Consider the following 20205-nt stretch of genomic DNA (forward strand, 5'->3'; position numbering starts at 1 on the left):
GGATTGAAGAAAAAACCGGCATTCAGGCCGCCTCGAAGGTCCGGTCGACCCGGGGGCTGATGGTGCATGTGTTCGGACGCTTCGCCGCCGCGATGCTCCTGCTCGCCTTCAACTCCTGATTCGCATTACAATCGCGTGTGTAGTCTCAGAGCGGCCTCAGATCCTGTGCCAATTGCCCAAAACACGGAAGCCCTGATGAGAACCGGCCACCGCCGCCATCCAACGCCACCCTTCTTCGGAAAAGTAGACGTGACGCAGCAGGACCCCGTCAGGTGCAAGGAATGGTTATACAGCCATTCAGTGGGGGCTACACATACAGGCCCCCGATCTCAACGATTCTCAACGATGGTCTCGCCGCCTTCAATCATCTCCATGGCTGGCAGAAGCGTTTGCCTGAGAATCGTTCACGCTGGTTGGAGGTATTTCCACATGTCACCCAGATCACTTTCGGAGGTAAACCGTGTCGATCGAGCAGGTTTAAGAAATCACTGTCCTTGCTCATCACGATAACGTTCGCGTCCCGCACGGCTTGAAATATCTTCTCGTCTTCGGCATCGCGCAAACCAACGGCCTGAACGGATTGGGCGTTGATATCATCGTACGTGCGGTTGATCCAAGCGGCAAGCGCCGGAGAGAGCTGCGCGTCGATCCAGATCTTGGTCATGCCGCCAACACAGGATGATCAACGCGACGACTCGCGTAGCGAAGCGCGGCTTCGATGTCGTTCTCTTCCAGGTCGGGCAATTCTTCCAGCACCTGCTCGCGCGAAAGACCAGCGGTCAACAAGTCCAACACGTCCAACACGCGAATACGCATCCCGCGGATGCAGGGCCGTCCACCGCACTGCTTTGGGTTGATCGTGATTCGTTCTTTCCAGTCTATGGCTCAAGGCAGGTTGGTAGCTGATCACTCTGGAAAAACTAACGGATCAACCCGAAGAATACTTCCGCAGCTACATAACGACGAAGCTCAGGCGCGATCCACTTCCAACTTACAAACGAAGCGCGGGAGACGCTATCCTGTGGAGCGAGCAAGACGGCAAGGTGGCTCGTCGCCTGCAGTCCGGGGTTATGCAGAGGCCTTACGCGGGTCAGTGCGGCACGCGCCCCTTGAATACCACCGCTGCCTCCGTTCTGTCTACTTTGATGACGTGCAGCGGCATCACCGACATCCGGCATGGGCCGAGATCTGGCAATTTTCCGATTTCTACAATCAGCGCGTCAGACTGAGCGGACACGCCCTTAATCGCTTCGGCAAAGAACGAGCACCCGGCGTAGCCATTGTCGCCCCAGAAGACGGCAATCAACATGTTCTCGGCGAAGTTGACCTCCGGCGGGGCAATCTGCTCGCCGTCGGCATTGATTTGCGTTACGTGCTCCTCCCAGAATGTTGTCCAAGTCGCTTCGCCTTTGAAAACGGCGGTCTGGGCGTTCTGAACTTTGAGCGGTTCGGCATCCTCTACGTTTTGAAACACAAGCGGCTCTCCATTTTCGCTCCCGAACAGGTCACAGGAGGCAAGGAGCAAAGCGCCAGATAAGAAGAGCAAAGCGATGCTGTTTCTCATGGCGAACCTCAAGCATTATTTCCGCTTCTGCATAACGTCATAGCTCTGGCGTGAAGGGCACTTCCAATCTACGAAGAAACTTCCGGAGACGCCAACCTCGGAAAACCGGCGTCGGCCCTTCGTCGCCAGCAGCGATTTGTTATGTGCCGTGACAGGGTTAGTGCTTCCCATTCAAATTCATGGCGGCATCGTGAAGTTTACCAAGCTGTTTGTTCGTCTCTTTCAGCGTTTTCGACATCTCGTTCAGGAGCGTTGACACGGACTTCGGCTGCATCATTTGATGCTTCATCAGTGTCAGCCCAACCGAGTAGGATTCCCGGTACTTCTTTCCATCGGCGTCTTTATAGGAAACTGTCGCGATCGTTCGAACCGAAGGCTCCTCCTGATCCAGCCTGTAAACCGTGGTCGTCACCATGCCTCGAACTTCACGACCAGGAGGCATAAAAGACTGCTGCAGAACATTGCGGTACTCAAATCGTGAATCGCCGATCTTGTCAAGCTCCGGATCAAACTCCACTTCCACATTGAGAGCCGCTCGAGCGCCACAGTTCTTTACCACAGCATGAATGGACACACCGTCCGTTTCGAAGCTCGCAACAACGTACGGCCGGACGTGCTCAGTTAGGGCGTCAGCCGCATGACGTAAGGCACTGGCCTGATCACCGAGCAACTCAGCTTGGTACTGCATTTCTTTCTGCTGCTTCGACAACGCTTCGGTGTTGCGTTTCAACTCCTCCCCCTGCTGAAAATAGGCAATGATAAACCAGACGAAGGCCAGCGGAGCTACCATGCCAGCCACGTAGTCTCCGACGACGCTGAGCTTGACGGGTCCAGACTGGATATTGAACCATATCACAGCAGCAAGCCCCAACCACACGGTGGTGAAGATCACACCTGCAGCAAGCCGAACGGAGCTTCGAGTCATAATCGAATGCTGGAAGTCAGTACGGAAGGCACATAACGATTGAACTCTGCCGCGAAGGGCAACGAAAAGTTGCGAACACAGCAACTGAAGCGTTTTCGCGGAAATCTGGCCACAGCCCTTCGTCGGCAGCAGTGGTGGGTTATGCCTTGTTCTCTCAAGTAGGCATGGCCCCGAGCTGCATCATGAGTCCGAAGTTGTCGACGATCCCCTGCTCCTGCTGAATCTTTCCATCGGCGACCTGATACCTCGTCATGCCTGTCACCTCGACCGACTGACCCGACGCCTCCACCCCAAACATTTCGCCTTCCTGGAACGTGCCGCGATACCTCCAGTGGACAACGGCCTGGTCGCCATCTGCCACCACCTCATCGATTTCGATGGTGAGGTCGGGAAAGTACCGGTGGGTCTGCGACAGCATCTTCTTGAACTCCTCGGGCCCGTGGAAGGGCTCCGGAAAATGCGTGTAGGAAACAGTCAGGTTGTCGGCAGCGAGCTCGTCGACAACATGCAGATGACCGGCATTCCACGCCTGGATGAACTGGCGGGCGATGTCTTCCGTCTTCGCGCTACTCATGATCTGGTATCTCGTCGATTAGCAGATTGAGAGAAGTACGAGAAGGCATAACGTTTGTAGCAGGGGCGCGACGTCAGGAGCGTCTCTTGCCTGCACTTGTTATACTTGCCCCAAGACACAATCGATCTCCGTCTCTACGAGCCAGTCCGGATTGATGAAGCGACTCACTTCAACAAATGTGCATGCAGGCTTTATTTCAGAAAATTGCTCACCATGTGCTTTGGCTGCTTCCTCCCAACGAGATATGTCAGTAAGCATGATACGAGTTCTGATTATATCTGTCGGTTTTCCACCAGCTTCCTCAATAGCCCGAATGGACAATTCAAGGCAATACTTGGTCTGCCCATAAACATCCCCGACGCAAGTGGTTTCACCATTTTTTATGGGTGCCGTGCCGGAGACTGAAATCATATTCCCAACTCTGCATGCTCTGGAAAACCCAATTGGTTCTTCCAGAGGTGAGCCTGAACTTACCAGTTTTCTCATGTACTCCTCCTTGAGGTATAACGGACCGAGCTTAGCAGCGCAGGCGTTACCTGTGAATTGGAGCAAAACGTGACGCGGCAGCACCCACGGCTGGATAGAGCGCCCGAGCCCTGCGTCTGCTACAGCGTATTGTTATGCGTACCATAGTCCCTCTAAAACCTGTCCCATCTGCTTCTTCGAGACACAATGTATTTGTCTGGAGCGTCTTTGAAGAGAATTGTGTGCTCCCCTTTGTGCTCTACCACATAATCCCACCTACTGGCCACTCTCTCAATATATTTACGAGTTGAGCCAGGTGGAAGACCTAACTCCTTATCCACTTCGTCATATGTGATTGCACGAGTATTAAGACGAGCGTCTCTGCTTCCCATCCAAGACTGGAGGAGTGCAAGGATATCAGCTTCGCTAAGGTCTTTTGCAGCTGTTTCTTCTACCTCGTCAGGCGTAGGCAAAACACCGAGACTGTCCAGCACTGAACGGAGCCGATTGCATGCAGGACCAAGAGCAGCCTGAAGGTTTTTGTCCCGCCTGTTTGGGTTATACTGAAGAGGAGTCAGACCGAGCAAATCCGAAGGGAGTTGCAGGTCCGTATTTCCTTTAGGCATTACGATAAAACTTCTGTCTCGGCCAAGCCGACCGATAAAGACTCCCAATTCAAACAGGACATTATCGCGTACAGCTTGCTTTTCTTCACCCCTCATTGTCACCACATCATCAGGTGTGAATACGAACACACCAAAGTCAGAGCCTTCAAGTATTTCGATGATGCTTTCGAGGGTGAACTTGCTTGGCTCGAAGGCACCTTGGCTCCAAACAGTTACCTCGGCATCGTGATCTAAGTTGGTTTGTATGGCATATGCCACATCCAACCCTTCAGCTGAGGACCCTACGAAAATTCGCGGTTTCATCTAATTTCTTGGGTTAATTGTACGCATAACGGCAAAGCTCTGTGGCGAAGGTTGGCAATAACTTATCAATGCGGCACCAGAAACGCCACCCGTTCGGGCCTACCGAAAAGCCCTGTGCCCTTCGTCCGCAGCAGCGAAGGGTTATACTGGGCATAGCACAGGACCCCACGCGAGAGCGCAGGACGAGACGCCCGTTCGGGACCGGCAGCGTGAACCAGCAGCACCCGGCGAGGCATCGACCGCAGCAATTGCATGTCAACGGCGTTCACGCATGATGCCCATACGGCCTTCAGACCTTCACAACTCCTCGATGGCCACGATCCGTATCGTCGGCCCAATTTCAGCAACCGTCAGCGCAGGTTCTTCTACAGCCTCCACGCGGACGCGGATACCCTCCCTCTGGTAGCGCTCGTCAAGCTCGACAGGTTCATAACTCTGCCCGTCTTCTGCTCTGATTACGTAATCGGCTATGGCGTCAGGGAATGCGATGACTTCACCGCTAAAAGTGTAGTCCACTTCCTCTGTGTTCTGATCGCATCCAGCAAGCATGACCATCAATGCAAGTAACAAAAGACCAAGTAGGTTGATACGATACATGGCGTTGAAGCAGTTTGCGAAAGGGTTGTGAGCTCGTAGACTGGAGAGCGCAACAAGTCGTATAACGGCAAAGCTCTGTGGCGAAGGCATCAGTAACCTATCAAGCAAGCACCAGAAGCGCCACCCGTTCGGGCACACCGAGAATCCCTGTGCCCTTCGTCCGCAGCAGCGTAGGGTTATACCGCACCTTGACTGGATGCTAACCGCGCTTCGGATAAATATGGTACTCGTATGTCGAAATCCGCTCTATCACCACCTTGTCGCCATCGCTGATTTTGTGAGCGTCGTAGAAATTTTTCGCCCAGCTACGCTCGCGGAAAATTTTTTTGTCACCAGCAATATCAGAACGAACTGGATTCCCAGCACCCCAGAAGATTTTGACTTTCCACTCAGCGGATTTGCCACGATTAGCACCACCAATTGCGTCATTCGGAAAGAAGTTCAGAATGCTGCCCACGGAAAAATAATTGTGGGAGATAGCTCCCTCAGTGATCGTGACCACACGATAGTCATAATTCATGCTGACGACATCAACTGGTGGAGTGCAGTATAACGATCTGGATGCGAACTGCTTCAACGTACGAACGAGGCGATTGAGGCGCTAGCCATACCAGAGCGAGTGAAACGGCAGGCTCGCCTGCAGCGCTGTGTTATTCCACACTTTGGGGCACAGCGTAATTCTGTTGGAGAGCCCACCAACCAGCTGCTCCTCCCGAAATGAAGGAAGTGAGAGCAAAAATAGTTTCTGCCCACTGAGGCTCAAAGTATTCCGGCTTTATGATAATAGACCCGACATATACACCCTGAAACAAGAGATAAAGTCCGATAATCAAGAAAATGAAGGCGCGATTGAATCGAGGCAACACCCACAATGCTGGCAGTAGAAATGCCCATGGTTCCGCTGCTCGTGCAAAGCACTCGGCGAAGAAAGCGGTGCCGGGATTACTGAAACGAATGAGTCCTTGAACAAGTACTGTGGCTGCTAAACCTACGGGGACGAAGGCAATCCAGCGTACCGGTACTGGCCAAGAGCAATCATTCCAAACTCCTCGCCGGTTATTCATGACACTGGTGATTGTGTGGCATAACAAGTAACATGGAAAAAAGGACACCTGCGGCGCTATTCTGGGAGTAGCCTCTCCGTTGAATTTGTCCACAATCGTACTCAGACTACAGCATACCTCGGTTTCGATTTACATGAAACTGCTTGCCGACCAAATGAAAGAGGAAAACACAATTCAGCGGCACCGGGTTGACCCAAGGTACAAAAGCCAGAAAATCAGTTTCGGAATGGTGCGCCGATGAGAAAAGATCAGCTCCGACTTGATAATATCCTTCTTAAAACGGCTATACTGCATCTTATCGGATAGCAGCTTCAGCAAAGGATCTGTTTGGAACCTCTCGAAGCGCTTGTATCGACGAGTAATCTACTCTTTCCTCAAAGTACATTTCAGACATTCGTTCCAGCGACTTCTGTAAACGATCAATCTGCATTTCGTCCAACTTCGGCAACGTCTCCTGAACGAGCGCAAGCCACGAGTGAAGAAATTGGTACTCGAACCACCTGTAGGGAAGCGAAGTGTTGACAAAACGCTCCATAGGATTCATAAAGTAGAGCGTAGCAACAATCGTTTTGTCTTCGGAACCTGCTTCTCCTTTTGTGCAGCCAATTGGTTGACTACAAACTGCCATGACATCGGTTTGATGATTTAGTTCGATGCGAGAGAGCTTCCGGATAGATTCCAGCAGTTGCCTTTGCACGTGCGTTTGGTTTACGTCGTTAGGATCGATTATGTGCAGCATCTTCGCTGCAAAGCAAAGAATCATTCGGACGTGCTCAACGGACTTCATACCTGGATGCTTTTGCTCAAATGTGACCTTGTATCGTAATCCATCCGGCGAGCTAATTGTCGCTTCGAGCAACGGCATCTTGTCGGATCTCCGGTAGAAGTACCATGCAACGAGAGCACCAACAATTAGGAGAATCCAAATCCACCAACTCATAGCTCTGATTTTCGTGTGAGGCTGATGCGGCATAACGGCAAAGCTCTGCGGCGAAGGCGGGCAGCAACCTACCAACGAGGCACGAAAAGCGCCACCCGTGTCGGGCCTACCGAGCCCCCTGCACCCTTCGTCCGCAGCAGCGTAGGGTTATACCGTACCATGAACGGATTGCAGGAATTGCTGCAATTCTGGCTGCCACTTCTCGTATCTGAAATACTGAGAAGGATGCTTCATCGCGTGGTGAGGAAGTGAATCTGGCAGTTCAGGAAGACGCCTTTCAACCTCAATTCCGAGAACGACAATTGCATCAGGAGACGTCTTCTCAATCGTGATAGGAAGTGCTTCTTGAGCTTCCTGCCACATCGCGTCTGTCGGACGCTTCCGGGATTCCGCATCTTCTGCGACAAACGTCTGAATGTAGTTGGCGAACGCCACTCGATCCCAGAAGTCCGCGCGCTTCGAGTTGCTGATGTAACTGCTGCCAAGTCCAAGGACAGCCTTAGCGGTCGTGGTGAAAAACCGGTGCCTGTTCTTTTGTCCCCACTTTCTCACCACGTGACGTGTGAAGCCTGGGCGCTCAGTTCCTTCCTCTCCGTAATGCGACTCGCCCAAGATTAGCAGGTTCAATCCATTCAGTCCTTCGTTTCGATACTTATCACCAATCCAAGGTTCGAAGGTAAGAGACATCGTTTAAAGCTTCTTTGTGCGGTATAACCTATACTTATATCAACACACGTGACATAGCACGCATCCATAATTCCCGCTAACCGACAGAAAATCAGCTGTTAGGTGCAAAGCGGGGTGGAGCTATATCAACTGAGTTGACATAGCACACGGTGCGACAGGATTGGGATGCGTGAAGCGGGTGTCAACATGCGAATGCAGTATATCCAACGGTCCGTCCAAGCGCAAGGAGCAGACTGGAACGAACGATCAGGCGTCCGGGCCCATGAGGGTGAGCATGAGCGTGCGGGGGCCGCCCTGGTTGCGGTGTTCGCACAGGTAGAGGCCCTGCCACGTGCCCAGCGCCAGCGCGCCGTCTTGCACGGGCAGCCACAGGCCCGGACCGATCAGGACGGCTTTGATGTGGGCGGGCATGTCGTCGGGGCCCTCAAGGGTGTGCTGGTAATGGGGCTGCTCCTCGGGCACCATCTTGTTAAGGTGGCGCTCCAGGTCGCCGCGCACGTCGGGGCTGGCGGCTTCGTTGAGGGCGAGCGAGGCGGAGGTGTGCTGGATGAAGACGTGCAGCATCCCCTGGGAGCACGCCTCCAGTTCGGGCACGGCCCCGGTCACGGTGTCGGTGATGAGGTGGACGCCGCGAGGATGCGGGTCGAGCGTAAGCGTGCGTTGCGTCCAGTGCATGCGACGGTTGGTGTGAATGCGGAATGAGAATGGGCGATGGGTCTGCGGGAGCCCACACGAAACGAGCCAACGGCGTGGGCATGGGGGCACGGACTGGGCGCGCTGCATCGGGATGATGGAAGCGGAGCCGCCGACCTCTGGTTTTCCCCTGACTAAACCTCTGACTACATGTGAGATGGCCTGGGAAGGTGCCGCACGTCGAACGGGGGCTGTTCGACGCAGGAAAAAAGCAGATTAGGGCAAGGTGGTTACTCGGTGCCGGGGGGGCGGATGTCGATCCAGACGGGGAAGTGGTCGCTGGCCCGGACGGCGCCGGGATCGAGTGGACGCCAGATGCCGCTGTCTTCGACATCGAGCGAGCGGGCGGGCAGCACGTAGTCCACGCGGCGCTCCCACTCGGCGGTGTGGCCGGGCGAGAGGTCGGGGAAGGCACGCTGCCCTTCGGGCGTGGCCATGGGCGTAACGGCGTTGATGCGCACGTGGTCGAGCACCTGTTCGATGGCCCCATCAACGCTGCCGCCGCCATTGGGATCGGCGTTTTGGTCGCCCATGAGTACGAAGTGGGCATCGCTGGAGAGGCCGCCGGTCTGGGTCGAGTCGTCGTAGATGTAGGGCGCCTGGTCGAGGTAGTCGGCCCAGAAGCGAATCTCGTCGTAGTTGCGGAGTCCGTTGCGGTTTTCGGGGCCGTCGAAGCCGGGCGGCGTGGGGTGGCTGGCCAGGATGTGCACCACGCTGCTATCGGGCAGCATGACAGGAACGTCCCAGTGACTTTTGGAGCTGAGGCGCATGTCGGCCCAGGTGTCGTCGTCGTACCACGAGAGGCCGGTTTCGGGCGTGGTGGGGCGCCGCGCGCCGGGCATGTCGCTCCACTTGAAGAGGCGGAAGGTGCGCACGTCATCGGTCTGGATGTGCAGATCGCTCCGCACGAGCAAGGCCATGCCGTACTGTCCGGGGAAGGTGCCAAAGCCCCAGGCATCTCCGCCGTAGGCGCGTCCGGCGTCGTTCTGCGGGGGCATGGCGGTGTCGGAGGGCGCGGGCGGGATGTCGGGGACCGTGGTGACGGCAGTGCCGTCGTTGTTGAGGTCGCGTCCGCTGGCGATGCCGGTGTTAGTGGGCGCCATGAACGCGGTCATGGAGACGGCCTGTAGCGAGTCGGCCTGTGGGGTGGCCAGGTAGTTTTCGGCGAAGCGGCGGGCGTTCTGTCCGGGGGCGTCGCCGTCTTCGTAGCCGGGGTCGCCGGGCTGGTCGTAGGTGATCTCTTGCAGCATCAGGATATCGGGCTGCAGGTGCTGAATGATGGCAGCAGCACGCTGCATGCGGGCATGGTCGGCGCGCTTCAGATCGCTGGTGCGAATGTCTTCGACGTTGTAGGTCATCACCCGAATGGGCTCAGGTGCCTCGGGCGAACTGGAGCAGCCGCCCACGGCGAGCAGTCCGAAGCAGAACAGGCACAGGCCAGCGAAACGAAGCGGGGAGCACATAGACAATGGGAACCAAGAGACTACAATGAGCAACGGCGCAGGGCCGCTGCGTAGCGGAATAAGCAGTTAGGCGGTGGCGTGGGCGGATTCGGTGCGCTCGCTGGTGTACCAGAGTCCGACGAAGCCAAGCAGGATGAGGCCGACGGAGATGACCTCGGCCTGCGTGACGATGAGGCCGAGCAGGTCGAACTCCACATTCACGCGAATCTGCTCGATAAGCAGCCGCTCAGCGCCGCTGAACACAAGGTAGAGCGAGAACAGCCACCCGGCTTGGAACGGATGCTTACGCAGCATCCACAGCACGGCAGCGAGCACGCTGGCCATGGCCAGTTCGTAGAGCGGGGTGGGATGTACCGGCTCGGGCGGCGCACCAATGATCGCGTTCGGATACGTCTCGGCCCAGAGCCACATCGGGAGCCAGTCGGGCTTGGCCGCAAGGTCGGCAGCAATGCCCCAGTCGCCATCGCCCGCCAGGTGGCAGCCAATGCGCCCGATACCGTAGGCCGCCATGATGCCCGGCGCGCCGGCGTCGGCGAAGCGGGCCGGCGGCAGGTCGTAGCGGCGCAGGTACCACACAATGGCCACGCCCGCCACGATGAATCCGCCGTAGAAGGTGAGTCCGCCTGTGGCGAAGAGCATTCCACTCGGATCCAGCCAGAAGCGGTCCAGGTTTTCGAGGATGTGGAAGATCTTTGCTCCTACGATGCCCGCCACGACCACGATAATCGCGATGGTGCCGAGCAGGACCGACGGGGAGACTTCTTTGCTACGGCGTCGCCCTTCCTGAGGCATCTGCACGCCGGGGATGATGCCTGTGTTGTACAGGCGATCGATTTCGCGTCCGGTCAGCCAGATGGCAAAGAGCACCGCCACGGCGACCATGGCGCCAAACGAGTAGATGGGGAACGGGAGTTGGATCCCGAACAGATCAGCAAAGATGTCGCTGAGGCGAGGGTACATACCGGCAGAGGCGTTGGAGACACAATTGCGGGGTTACGCAGCAGGCGGGGTCGACAGGTAGTCGGCCAGGTCGTCGAACGACACGGCGGTCTGCTCGCCGGTGGCCATGGTTTTGACCTGGGCAGAGCCGTCGGCCAGTTCGTTGCCGCCAATGATGACGGTGTACGGAGCGTCCTGGCGGTTGGCCTCGCGCATCTGGGCTTTCAGCGAGCGGCCTTTCAGATCGTGGGCGGCGTGAATGCCCTGCTGGCGCAGGTCGTGTACCGTTTTGAAGACCCAGGCTTCGGCGTCTTCGCCCAGGGCCGCGAAGAACACACGGGGCGTTTCGGGGGCGGGGTAGTCGTAGTCGATCGCATCAAGCGCGAGGAAGAGCCGCTCCATGCCCGCGGCAAATCCGCACGCAGGCAGCGGACCGTCGTGGCCGAGGGCCGGGGCGAGGCCGTCATAGCGTCCGCCTCCTGCCAGGGCACTCTGTGCACCGAGCGCGTCGTGCTCCAGCTCGAAGGCGGTGTGCGAGTAATAATCAAGCCCGCGCACGAGCATCGGATCCTCTTCGAACGCAATGTCGAGGCTCTTCAGGAGTTGCTTTACGGCGTCGTAGTGCGCAAGGGCTTCGGCATCCACATGATCAAGCAGGGTGGGCGCATCGTTGAGCAGAGCGCGCTCGTGTTCGACCTTGGTGTCGAGGATGCGGAGCGGATTCGTGTCGAGGCGGCGCTGGCTCGTTTCTGAGAGTTCGTCCTTATACGGAGTGAGGTAATCGACGAGCGCATCGCGGAAGGCAGCGCGGTGCTCCGGTTCGCCGAGCGTGTTGATGCGCAGGCGAGCGCCGGTGAGTCCAAACGCCCGGTACACCGCAATCATGGTGGCGATGGTCTCCGCATCCGCCCGCGGGTCGCTGGCCCCGATGATTTCGACACCGAACTGGTGGAACTGCCGGTAGCGCCCTTTCTGTGGCTGTTCGGCGCGGAAGCACGGCCCGATGTAGAACAGTTTCTGGACGCCGCCGCGCTGCTCCAGGTGGTGTTCCAGGAAGGCGCGCGTAACGGGAGCCGTGATTTCGGGACGCAGCACGTAGTGGGTGCCGCGCCGCTCAAAGGCGAACATCTCTTTGCTCACAATGTCGGTGTGCTCGCCCACGCCGCGCGCCACCAGCTCGGTGGGTTCCAGCATAGGCGTGCGAATCTCCTCCAGGTTGTGGCGGGTCATCACCTCGTGTAGCACCGTTTCAACATGCCGCCACTCGTGCGAGGCTGCAATGCGCGTGTCGCCGATGGTGTACGCATCGGGCAGGATGTCGAAGGTGCCTTTAATGTGCTGAAAAGTGCTCACAGGAGAAAACGGAAGATTCGGAAACGAACAAGAATGTAGCGGAGCGCCAGTCAAGTCTGGCTATAGGCCAGCACCGCACGCAGACGGCAATGGGTTTCAGATGCACGGGCCGTGGGCTCGGCATCCCGGCGCAAGTAGTCAGATATCGGGGGTGGAATACCGGGCCACCGGCAGTTACAGGGTGGCTTCGGCGCGTTGCAGAGTATCAACGACGGCCTCGGGCGTATCGGCACGTGTGAGAGCATCGCGCAGGGGCACCTGGTGCACCAGCCGTGAGATGCGCCCCAGCACCTTGATATGCAGCGACGCCTCCGACTCGGGCCCTACGAGCAGCAGCAGCAACTCGACAGGACTGCTGTCAATGGCATCGAATTCGACGGGAGGATGCAGCGTTGCAAGTGCAGCGATCGTCTCTGTTGCCGCATCGGTCTTTGCGTGGGGCAAGCCCAGCCCGTGTCCGACTCCTGTCGACATGGTCGATTCGCGTTCGAAGACGGCGCTTCGCACGTCAGAGAGCGAGGTGATCGCCGGATGATTGGCCAGAAGGTCAACCATCGTGTTGATCGCATCGGCTTTGGTCGCACTCGACAGTCCGAGCCGGATGCGATCGGGATGCAGCAGGGTGTGTAAGGTGGGGGTAGGCACGAAACGGAGCGAACGCGTGGGGGCAAGGAGACAGTGAACAAGGGAACGCAACACCCTCGTATGCATCGACCCGCGTCGGGTTCAACAGCGGGGGATGCAGCCGAAAGCTGCATGGTGTGCCCCTATGCAGTTTGAAAGGTGGCCAGGCGCGGGGGGAGCGGTTTTAGGTGGTTGGGGTGCACTGCATTGATGAGTGCCCGCGCCAAGATCTCTGCCGGATCGATGAGGGGCACCAGATCCATGTCGGCTGCGAGGGGAGCCAGGGGAAGTTCGGTACAGCCCAGCACGACAGCATCGGCCCCACGGTCAATGAGATGCTGAATGGCATCCAACAAATTCTGCTTAGCCTGCGGCGTGGCCGGATGGCTCTGCGCTTTGAGTCCGAACGAGGCATCGAAGATTGTGGTATTCACCAACTCGCGCATCACCGGATCGGGCGTAACGACCGAGAACCCGGCATCTTCGAGTGGGGTGCGGTGCAACTTGAGTTCGTACACGGCCTGTGTAGAGAGCGTGCCGACGGTTTGGATGTGCGGCATGGTCGCCTGCATGAACTGGACCGTCTCCTCAATCATGTGTAAAAGCTGCACCTCGTGGCCGGTGCGGGCCGTTTCCTGCACGATGGTGTCGAAGATAGCCGGCGCGTGCGCAGTGTTGCACGGCATGCCTGCGACCACGGCCCCAGCGTCGTCGAGGCGGCGCAGGATATCGGCCAAGGCGTAGGCCGGATTCGTGTCGATCTCTCCAAACAAGAACGTACTGCGATCAACGAGGCGCTCCGGATATGAAAGCAACGCCACCGGCACGTGCTCCTGGTCGGTGGATGCATCGGTCTGCGCGATGATTTTGTCGACCAGGTCGACACCAGCGTGAGGGCCCATGCCCCCCAGAACACCGATGACTTGCTTTTCAGAAACAGGCATGCCACAGATAAGGTCGTACGAACGTACCGCGAACGCGCGCTCATACGGCGGCATGGAGCGAATGTGCCATGCCCGCATGCAGTCCGGCACACAGCCACGGCATGGGCATCTGCTGCGTTTTGGGCTCCGCCTGGTTCTTCCCCTACCCCGATTCCCATAGACCTGGCCTACTCGGTCCCACTCTGTGTGGAGGTGCGCAGCGATTCGAGGGCTGATAGATCAATTGCCTGAAGGGCCCGGTCGAGCGCTTCATTTGATGTATTTCGCCCTGACACTTTGACAACGAACCGGTTATCCACGAGCACCACTTTCTCGCCGCGTCCGTTTGTTTCTTCGAATTTTTCGTACAGGCGATGATCCTGGTAGGTGCCCGTGCGCTCGAATCCTGTTGAAGACTCCCGGTCAATGTCCATGGCTACCATGCCCATTCCCAACACAGACAGGCCGGGTGCTCCACCAATATCGATGATCTCAATTTCCAGGTGCTCCCGGTTGGTGCCTTCGAACTGGGCTGAAGCCTGCACGAGCGTAAACCCGCCCATGGAATTGCGAGCGCCTTCGCGGTCAATTTCTTCGAGTCCGTTAAGACTGGATGGGATCAGGTCACGCAACGCCCGGAAGTCGACCGGCTCAACGGGCTCGGCATTGTTGTTCTGCATGGCCTGCAGGGAGCGTCCCATCTCTTCGGCGCCTTGCTGCATCTGCTGGGCGTTCTGGGTAAGCTGGGAGATCGATTGCTTTGTGCTTTCGTCGAGGCAACCGGCAGCCAAGAGCGCGCAGGCAAGAATGACAACTGGCAGAGCGATTTGATACACGACTCCACGAAATCCTATTGTACAAGTAATCATCACATCAGAAGAAAAAACAAGGGGAACGCGAAAGAAGGCACACCAAAACACTGCCATGCACGAGATACGGCCGCACAAGGAGTGCGCTTGTATTGCAATCCGTCTATGGTATGCATAGCGTATAGAAAGCCCTGAACCGGTCATCTTGGCATTGCAAGATCGGCCTCACTGGAGATGTCCGCGCCGAGTAGCTCGATCCAGAGACCGCTCATTACAGGAAAAGTTGCTATCAGGAGAGTCGTGACTCGAAGGCCATTCCCTCCCCTGAAAGAAATAGAAGAACTGCTGAACAGCGAACCAAGAGCCGCGCTCTATGTTGTTTTTTACCGAGGCACCCGCTACCATGAGCGACGCACATCTTATTACGTTACTTCTTACATATTGCCCGGTCGTCTAATGGCAGGACAGCGGTTTTTGGGGCCGTGAGTGGGGGTTCGAATCCTCCCCGGGCAACTGCGCTTCGCTACAGCGCCTCGCATCCTGCACATACCTTCTGTGCAGGATGTTTGTATGTGGTCTCACCTGGCAGTGCACAACCCCGTCTGCTACTGTGCACTCTTGCCTGTGCACGTTCACCTGTTTCCCCTCGCACTCCTAATTGCATGACCACCGCTCCTCAGGAAAACCCCGTCGCCATCTATGGCGGTCGATCCAATCCCGCTCTGGCCCGCAGCATTGCCGAAAGCTACGGCACGTCGCTGGGCGAGCTCACCATCCAAGAGTTTGCCGATGGCGAGATCTACGTGCGCTACGAGTCCTCGATTCGAGGTGCTGATCTGTTCATCATCCAGAGCACCTGCCCCAGTGCCGAAAACTGGATCGAGCTACTCATGCTCATCGACGCTGCACAGCGCGCCTCGGCGGCCCGCGTCACGGCCGTCGTTCCGTACTTCGGCTACGCCCGCCAGGATCGCAAAGACCAGCCGCGCGTGTCCATTGCCTCCAAGCTGATGGCGAACGTGCTCACCACCGCCGGGGTCGACCGCATCCTGACGATGGAACTGCACGCGCCGCAGATCCAGGGATTTTTCGATGTTCCTGTTGACCACCTCTACGGCTCGGGCGTGCTTATCGACTACCTGGAGGCGCTCAATATGGACAATTACATGCTCGTAGCGCCCGATGTGGGGGCCCTGAAGATGGTGCGCGCCTACGCTAAAAAGCTGGGCACGAGCATCGCGCTGATCGACAAGCGGCGCCCGCGTCCCAACGAAGCGCGCGTCATGAATATTATTGGCGATGTGGAAGACAAAAACGTGATTCTGATTGACGACATCGTCGACACCGCAGGTACACTGACCCGCGCCGCCGAGGCGCTGCGTGAAGAGGGCGCGCTCGACGTGATGGCTGCGTGCACGCACGGGCTGCTCTCCGGGCCGGCGTACGACCGCATCGAAGCCTCGCCCATCGAGCAGCTCATCATTACCGACACCATCCCCCTGGAGCGCACCTCCGACTCCATCGAAGTGGTGAGCGTGGCCCCGCTCTTCGCTAAGGCCATCCGCCACATCTACACCGACAAGTCCGTCTCGACCCTGTTCAAAGACTGAACGTTTCGGTAGTAGATGGAAGTTGAGTGATAGCTCTCCTGATAAAAACGTTGACTGAGGCGAACGGTCCCCCGTTCGCTCTCGTCAGCCACGCCGGAGACGTCCGCGCCGGGCGGCGCTCCCAGTCTCCGGCTACTGGTATATTTCTTCCATCACTTAGCGTTGAACCGCTACCAACGTTTCAACATATGTGTAGCGCTTGTCGGCATTATCGGCACAAGCCACGCCGTTTTAACAGCCCTTTAGCGGAAGCGGAGGAACCCGAAGCCCCCACCATGGCTTTCCATTCCTCTGCACACACCGCTCGCCGCTTTCTGTTGTGACGCGGTGCGCGTCTCGCCTGATTTACGATTTGTACGGTATTACGCTCCTTCGACACATGGATGCCCCAACCCTTAACGCTGAGCCTCGCGACACCGGAAAGAAAGCGACGCGGGCCGTGCGTAACAGTAACAACGTGCCCTGCATTCTGTATGGACGCGACACTGACCCGGTGCCGTTTCAGGTGAGTGTGCACGACCTCAACCGCCTCATCTACTCACGTCAGACCAGTGTGGTCGACGTGTCGATGAACGGCGACACCTGGTCGTGCGTCCTTAAAGACTTCGATCTACATCCGATTTCGGATGTGCCGGAGCATGCTGACTTCCAGGTCCTCAAAGAGGGCCGCCGCGTTACGCTTACCGTGCCGGTAAGCTACGAAGGCATTCCGGAAGGTCAGAAGAACGGAGGCGATACGCAGATTCTGGTGCGTGAAATTACCATCTCCTGCCTCCCTGAAAACATTCCGTCCGAAATCAGCGTCGATATTTCGGACCTGGAGATTGGCGATGCTATCCACCTGTATGATCTCGACCAAGAGGCGTACAGCTACAAGATGGCGCAAGGCCAAACGCTCGTTACCGTTGTGGCGCCGCACCTCGAAGCCCTCGCTACCGAAGACGAAGAGGAAGAAGAGGAGCTCGAAGAAGGCGAACTGCCCGAAGGCGAAGAAGGCGAACTGGCCGAGGGCGAAGAAGGCGAGGTCGAAGACGAAGAGGCCGACGCCTAATCTATCATACACTTGCATGCGCACCATCCGCCCGCACTGCCCCGCGCAGTGGGGGCGGGTGTCGTTTAGGGCATGGCGACCTCCCGTTCATAGCCCACCTTTCGCTTCGTCGGTCTCGCATCTACTTGCTCCTGTACTCACATGGCTTCTCCTGATCTGCTCGTTGTCGGACTCGGCAATCCGGGTCCTTCGTACGCCAACACGCGACACAATATCGGTTTTCAGGTGGTGGAGGCGCTGTCCGGACGTCTGGGCGCTGCATTGCGTCCGCTAAGCGGGCTGGATGCACGGGCCGGGCACGGGCCGCACAAGGACCAGGTGATTGCCCTGGCCCAGCCGCTCACGTACATGAATCGAAGCGGACACGCCGTCGCTGCCTTGCTCGACCACTTCGAAACCCCCGTAGAGCGCCTGCTCGTCATTGTCGACGATTTGCACTTGGATACTGGCCAGCTACGGCTACGCCCCGGCGGGAGTAGTGGCGGGCACAACGGGCTTGCCGATATTGCCGAGGCCCTGGATACGAGGAACTTTCCGCGGCTGCGTATCGGGATTGGGCAGGATTATGCACACGGCGAGCAGGCCGATTATGTGCTGAGCCCGTTCTCGGCCCAGCAGCAGCCTGTCATCGAAGACGCCCGCATTCGCGCTTGTAACGCTGTGCTGCGTATGGCTACTGACTCGCTGGATGCCGCGATGAACCGGTACAATGGCTAATCCCATTGCCGAGGCGACCCGCCCTGCGCATCCCCTGAGACAGGGCCGATAACAGGGATCACGTAAGCTAATAGAGCATGTACGCACCTAATTTTGTTGAATCATTGCAAGAAATGACGGGCGCCGTTGTTTGTGGACGGCGCGTCCGCTACATTAGAAGCACTACACGAACCGGTGCGTATCTGTAACACGGCGTGGCGCCCCCGTGGCAGCGCTTCCAGTATGCAGAAACACGCCCCTCCATCGACTCCCAGATGCTGAATAGCTGCACTCCGATATGGCGAAGGTAGACGTCTCGATGCCCAAAATGGGCGAGAGCATTACAGAAGGTACGGTCATTGTCTGGCATAAACAGCCCGGCGACGAGGTTGAGCAGGACGAAACGCTCCTCGAAATTGGCACCGACAAGGTGGATACGGAGGTGCCCTCGCCCGCCGCGGGGGTGCTCGATGAGATCCTCGTGGAAGAGGGCGATACCGTAGAGGTGGGCACCATCATTGCCCGTCTCGAAACCGAAGCCGAAGCGGCCAGCGAAGCGGACGCCGCCTCGCCTGCCCCTGAGTCCAGCGCCGACGATGCAGACGCGGGGGCCTCCTCCGATGCCAGCGAAGCGGATACATCTACAGAAGCCGTCGCCGAACCCGACACGCCGTCGGGCAACGGGGCTGCTGATGAAGCCGCTACCGACAGTGCACCGGCCGATGAAGCCGCCATCGAGGATATGGAGGTGGTGATGCCCAAGATGGGCGAAAGCATCACGGAAGGCACCATCATTGCCTGGTTCAAGGACGTCGGCGATCCGATTGACCTTGACGAAACGCTCCTCGAAATTGGCACCGACAAGGTGGACACAGAAGTCCCCTCGCCCGCTGCAGGTGTGCTCAAAGAGCGCCTCGTGGAAGAGGGCGACACCGTTGAAGTTGGTACCGTCATTGCGATCGTAGGCGCAGAAGCATCGGCAGGCGCGGCAGCGGATGCCCCCGCCGACAGCGGCGACGCCGCGCCCGCAAGCGAATCCGAAGCCCCGCAGCCCGATCCGGCTCCCCAGCCTGTGGCCGATGACGGGCGTCCGATTGCACGTCGGGGCGAAGACGGACAGTTCTTCTCGCCGCTGGTGCGGTCCATCGCTGAAACCGAAGGACTGAGCATGAGCGAGCTGGAGTCTATCGATGGCTCTGGGCGCGAGGGGCGCGTCACCAAAGAAGACGTGCTCAGCTATCTCGAAACGCGCACGGCCCCGCCCGAACCGACCGAAGCGAAGCCCGAACCGGCTGCCGACAGCGGCGACACCGCTCCCACGCGCGAGTCGGCCCCCGCACAGCCCACACCCGCTCCGCAGGCGCCGGCGTCTCGCGCCCCGCAGCGCGGCAGTTACACCGTCGAAGCCGGGCCGAGCGAGGAAGAACTGAAGCAGCAGTACGGCGATCGCATCGAAGTGGTCGAAATGGACCGCATGCGCAAGATCACCGCCGAGCACATGGTGCGCTCGAAGGCGACCTCGGCGCACGTCACCTCGTTTGCTGAGGCCGATGTGACCGGACTCGTCAAGTTTCGCGAACGCCACAAGGAGGCGTTCCAGGAGCGCGAGGGAGTCAAGCTCACGTTCACGCCGTTCTTTGTGCAGGCTGCGGTCGAAGCCCTGCGCGATCATCCCACACTGAACGCGTCGGTGGAGGGCGACAAGATCGTGCAGAAGAAAAACTACCACATTGGCATTGCCGTTGCGATTGGACAGAAGGGCCTGCTGGCACCAGTCATCCGCAACGCCGGCGACCTGAACGTGTCGGGACTGGCGCGCAAGATGGCGGACACGGCCAAGCGCGCCCGTTCGAAGCAGCTACAGCCTGACGAACTGCAGGGCGGGACCTTCACCGTCACCAACATCGGTTCGCTGGGCTCGCTGATGGGCACGCCCGTCATCAACCAGCCGCAGGTGGGCATCCTGGCAACCGGCGCAATCAAGAAGCGTCCGGTGGTGGTGGAAGACCCCGACATGGGCGATGTGATTGCGGTGCGCCACATGATGTACCTCTCGCTCTCGTACGACCACCGCGTGGTTGACGGCGCGCTCGGCTCCAGCTTCCTGCACCGCTGCGTGGAGGTGCTTGAATCGTACTCTGCCGACGACGAACTGTAGACGCGCGACCGGTGTCTGTTGCAGCCTGCGCCGCTCCGTGTAGGCTGCGTGGGATGCCGTAGCCACGACAATTTATACCGCCCGGTGCCTTCCTTGCGATGCAGGGAGGGCATCGGTTGTTTGAGGCAACCCTATGGGAGG

22 protein-coding genes, 1 tRNA gene and 1 pseudogene are annotated in these 20205 nt (G+C 58.1%); 6 read left to right on the forward strand and 18 right to left on the reverse strand.

Features of this window, described 5'->3' with window-relative positions; all coding sequences use genetic code 11:
• Window positions 1-119 (forward strand): annotated as a pseudogene (locus tag CRI93_RS15700) (IS982 family transposase); the annotation flags it as partial.
• Window positions 120-364: 245 nt separating this feature from the next.
• Here the strand turns inward: CRI93_RS15700 and CRI93_RS12385 are convergent.
• From CRI93_RS12385 to CRI93_RS12470, 18 genes are all read right to left on the reverse strand, one after another.
• Window positions 365-664: a DUF5615 family PIN-like protein gene (locus tag CRI93_RS12385; RefSeq protein WP_217992542.1), complete on the reverse strand. Its 300-nt coding sequence runs from the start codon at window positions 662-664 to the stop codon at window positions 365-367.
• On the reverse strand, window positions 661-882 hold the full coding sequence (locus CRI93_RS12390; RefSeq protein ID WP_098062959.1) for a DUF433 domain-containing protein: 222 nt from the start codon (window positions 880-882) through the stop codon (window positions 661-663). Before CRI93_RS12390 ends, CRI93_RS12385 begins: the two co-directional genes overlap by 4 nt.
• A gap of 208 nt (window positions 883-1090) precedes the next feature.
• The gene (locus tag CRI93_RS12395; protein ID WP_098062960.1) at window positions 1091-1564 is read right to left on the reverse strand and encodes a hypothetical protein; all 474 of its coding nucleotides are present in this window, start codon (window positions 1562-1564) and stop codon (window positions 1091-1093) included.
• Window positions 1565-1721: 157 nt separating this feature from the next.
• Window positions 1722-2489 (reverse strand): hypothetical protein, encoded by a 768-nt coding sequence (locus tag CRI93_RS12400; protein ID WP_141491701.1) that lies wholly within the window; start codon window positions 2487-2489, stop codon window positions 1722-1724.
• 154 nt (window positions 2490-2643) lie between these two features.
• Window positions 2644-3063 (reverse strand): ester cyclase, encoded by a 420-nt coding sequence (locus CRI93_RS12405; RefSeq protein WP_098062962.1) that lies wholly within the window; start codon window positions 3061-3063, stop codon window positions 2644-2646.
• Window positions 3064-3162: 99 nt separating this feature from the next.
• Complete coding sequence (locus tag CRI93_RS12410; protein ID WP_098063032.1) at window positions 3163-3549, reverse strand: RidA family protein; 387 nt, start codon at window positions 3547-3549, stop codon at window positions 3163-3165.
• Window positions 3550-3701: 152 nt separating this feature from the next.
• Complete coding sequence (locus CRI93_RS12415; RefSeq protein WP_098062963.1) at window positions 3702-4457, reverse strand: TIR domain-containing protein; 756 nt, start codon at window positions 4455-4457, stop codon at window positions 3702-3704.
• Window positions 4458-4754: 297 nt separating this feature from the next.
• Window positions 4755-5054, reverse strand: a complete 300-nt coding sequence (locus tag CRI93_RS12420) for a hypothetical protein (protein ID WP_098062964.1) — start codon at window positions 5052-5054, stop codon at window positions 4755-4757.
• A 199-nt stretch (window positions 5055-5253) separates the two neighbouring features.
• Window positions 5254-5574: a hypothetical protein gene (locus tag CRI93_RS12425; protein ID WP_098062965.1), complete on the reverse strand. Its 321-nt coding sequence runs from the start codon at window positions 5572-5574 to the stop codon at window positions 5254-5256.
• Between the two features lie 839 nt (window positions 5575-6413).
• Window positions 6414-7058, reverse strand: coding sequence for a hypothetical protein (locus tag CRI93_RS12430; protein ID WP_098062966.1), 645 nt, complete (start codon window positions 7056-7058; stop codon window positions 6414-6416).
• 147 nt (window positions 7059-7205) lie between these two features.
• A complete protein-coding gene (locus tag CRI93_RS12435) occupies window positions 7206-7745 on the reverse strand; it encodes a hypothetical protein (RefSeq protein WP_098062967.1) in 540 nt (179 codons plus the stop codon).
• A 246-nt stretch (window positions 7746-7991) separates the two neighbouring features.
• Window positions 7992-8420, reverse strand: a complete 429-nt coding sequence (locus tag CRI93_RS12440) for a secondary thiamine-phosphate synthase enzyme YjbQ (protein WP_098062968.1) — start codon at window positions 8418-8420, stop codon at window positions 7992-7994.
• A gap of 248 nt (window positions 8421-8668) precedes the next feature.
• The gene (locus CRI93_RS12445) at window positions 8669-9901 is read right to left on the reverse strand and encodes an endonuclease/exonuclease/phosphatase family protein (protein WP_098062969.1); all 1233 of its coding nucleotides are present in this window, start codon (window positions 9899-9901) and stop codon (window positions 8669-8671) included.
• A gap of 66 nt (window positions 9902-9967) precedes the next feature.
• Window positions 9968-10861, reverse strand: coding sequence for a prolipoprotein diacylglyceryl transferase (locus CRI93_RS12450; protein WP_098062970.1), 894 nt, complete (start codon window positions 10859-10861; stop codon window positions 9968-9970).
• Between the two features lie 33 nt (window positions 10862-10894).
• On the reverse strand, window positions 10895-12193 hold the full coding sequence (hisS, locus tag CRI93_RS12455; protein ID WP_098062971.1) for a histidine--tRNA ligase: 1299 nt from the start codon (window positions 12191-12193) through the stop codon (window positions 10895-10897).
• Between the two features lie 174 nt (window positions 12194-12367).
• Window positions 12368-12838, reverse strand: a complete 471-nt coding sequence (locus tag CRI93_RS12460) for a PTS sugar transporter subunit IIA (protein WP_245850514.1) — start codon at window positions 12836-12838, stop codon at window positions 12368-12370.
• 122 nt (window positions 12839-12960) lie between these two features.
• Window positions 12961-13761, reverse strand: a complete 801-nt coding sequence (locus tag CRI93_RS12465) for an aspartate/glutamate racemase family protein (protein WP_098063033.1) — start codon at window positions 13759-13761, stop codon at window positions 12961-12963.
• A gap of 167 nt (window positions 13762-13928) precedes the next feature.
• Entirely contained in the window at window positions 13929-14531 is a 603-nt protein-coding gene (locus CRI93_RS12470; RefSeq protein ID WP_098062973.1) for a hypothetical protein, read from the reverse strand.
• Between the two features lie 460 nt (window positions 14532-14991).
• Between CRI93_RS12470 and CRI93_RS12475 the strand changes: the two genes are divergently transcribed.
• From CRI93_RS12475 to sucB, 5 genes are all read left to right on the forward strand, one after another.
• Window positions 14992-15062 (forward strand) — tRNA-Gln (locus CRI93_RS12475).
• A gap of 149 nt (window positions 15063-15211) precedes the next feature.
• Window positions 15212-16159 carry a ribose-phosphate diphosphokinase gene (locus tag CRI93_RS12480; RefSeq protein WP_098062974.1) on the forward strand — a complete coding sequence of 316 codons (948 nt, stop codon included), beginning with the start codon at window positions 15212-15214 and terminating at the stop codon, window positions 16157-16159.
• Window positions 16160-16538: 379 nt separating this feature from the next.
• Window positions 16539-17210, forward strand: coding sequence for a 50S ribosomal protein L25 (locus tag CRI93_RS12485; protein WP_098062975.1), 672 nt, complete (start codon window positions 16539-16541; stop codon window positions 17208-17210).
• A gap of 141 nt (window positions 17211-17351) precedes the next feature.
• On the forward strand, window positions 17352-17927 hold the full coding sequence (gene pth / locus CRI93_RS12490) for an aminoacyl-tRNA hydrolase (protein WP_098062976.1): 576 nt from the start codon (window positions 17352-17354) through the stop codon (window positions 17925-17927).
• A gap of 277 nt (window positions 17928-18204) precedes the next feature.
• A complete protein-coding gene (gene sucB, locus CRI93_RS12495; RefSeq protein WP_098062977.1) occupies window positions 18205-20064 on the forward strand; it encodes a 2-oxoglutarate dehydrogenase, E2 component, dihydrolipoamide succinyltransferase in 1860 nt (619 codons plus the stop codon).
• The last annotated feature ends 141 nt before the right edge of the window (window positions 20065-20205 follow it).

The sequence above is a fragment of the Longimonas halophila genome (assembly GCF_002554705.1).
Classification (GTDB): Bacteria; Bacteroidota; Rhodothermia; order Rhodothermales; family Salinibacteraceae; genus Longimonas; species Longimonas halophila.

Coding starts and splice junctions, on each gene's coding strand:
- CRI93_RS12385 (WP_217992542.1), bottom strand. CDS start 664: ATGACCAAGATCTGGATCGACGCGCAGCTCTCTCCGGCGCTTGCCGCT.
- CRI93_RS12395 (WP_098062960.1), bottom strand. CDS start 1,564: ATGAGAAACAGCATCGCTTTGCTCTTCTTATCTGGCGCTTTGCTCCTT.
- CRI93_RS12400 (WP_141491701.1), bottom strand. CDS start 2,489: ATGACTCGAAGCTCCGTTCGGCTTGCTGCAGGTGTGATCTTCACCACC.
- CRI93_RS12405 (WP_098062962.1), bottom strand. CDS start 3,063: ATGAGTAGCGCGAAGACGGAAGACATCGCCCGCCAGTTCATCCAGGCG.
- CRI93_RS12410 (WP_098063032.1), bottom strand. CDS start 3,549: ATGAGAAAACTGGTAAGTTCAGGCTCACCTCTGGAAGAACCAATTGGG.
- CRI93_RS12415 (WP_098062963.1), bottom strand. CDS start 4,457: ATGAAACCGCGAATTTTCGTAGGGTCCTCAGCTGAAGGGTTGGATGTG.
- CRI93_RS12420 (WP_098062964.1), bottom strand. CDS start 5,054: ATGTATCGTATCAACCTACTTGGTCTTTTGTTACTTGCATTGATGGTC.
- CRI93_RS12425 (WP_098062965.1), bottom strand. CDS start 5,574: ATGAATTATGACTATCGTGTGGTCACGATCACTGAGGGAGCTATCTCC.
- CRI93_RS12430 (WP_098062966.1), bottom strand. CDS start 7,058: ATGAGTTGGTGGATTTGGATTCTCCTAATTGTTGGTGCTCTCGTTGCA.
- CRI93_RS12435 (WP_098062967.1), bottom strand. CDS start 7,745: ATGTCTCTTACCTTCGAACCTTGGATTGGTGATAAGTATCGAAACGAA.
- CRI93_RS12440 (WP_098062968.1), bottom strand. CDS start 8,420: ATGCACTGGACGCAACGCACGCTTACGCTCGACCCGCATCCTCGCGGC.
- CRI93_RS12445 (WP_098062969.1), bottom strand. CDS start 9,901: ATGTGCTCCCCGCTTCGTTTCGCTGGCCTGTGCCTGTTCTGCTTCGGA.
- CRI93_RS12450 (WP_098062970.1), bottom strand. CDS start 10,861: ATGTACCCTCGCCTCAGCGACATCTTTGCTGATCTGTTCGGGATCCAA.
- CRI93_RS12465 (WP_098063033.1), bottom strand. CDS start 13,761: ATGCCTGTTTCTGAAAAGCAAGTCATCGGTGTTCTGGGGGGCATGGGC.
- CRI93_RS12480 (WP_098062974.1), top strand. CDS start 15,212: ATGACCACCGCTCCTCAGGAAAACCCCGTCGCCATCTATGGCGGTCGA.
- CRI93_RS12485 (WP_098062975.1), top strand. CDS start 16,539: ATGGATGCCCCAACCCTTAACGCTGAGCCTCGCGACACCGGAAAGAAA.
- pth (WP_098062976.1), top strand. CDS start 17,352: ATGGCTTCTCCTGATCTGCTCGTTGTCGGACTCGGCAATCCGGGTCCT.
- sucB (WP_098062977.1), top strand. CDS start 18,205: ATGGCGAAGGTAGACGTCTCGATGCCCAAAATGGGCGAGAGCATTACA.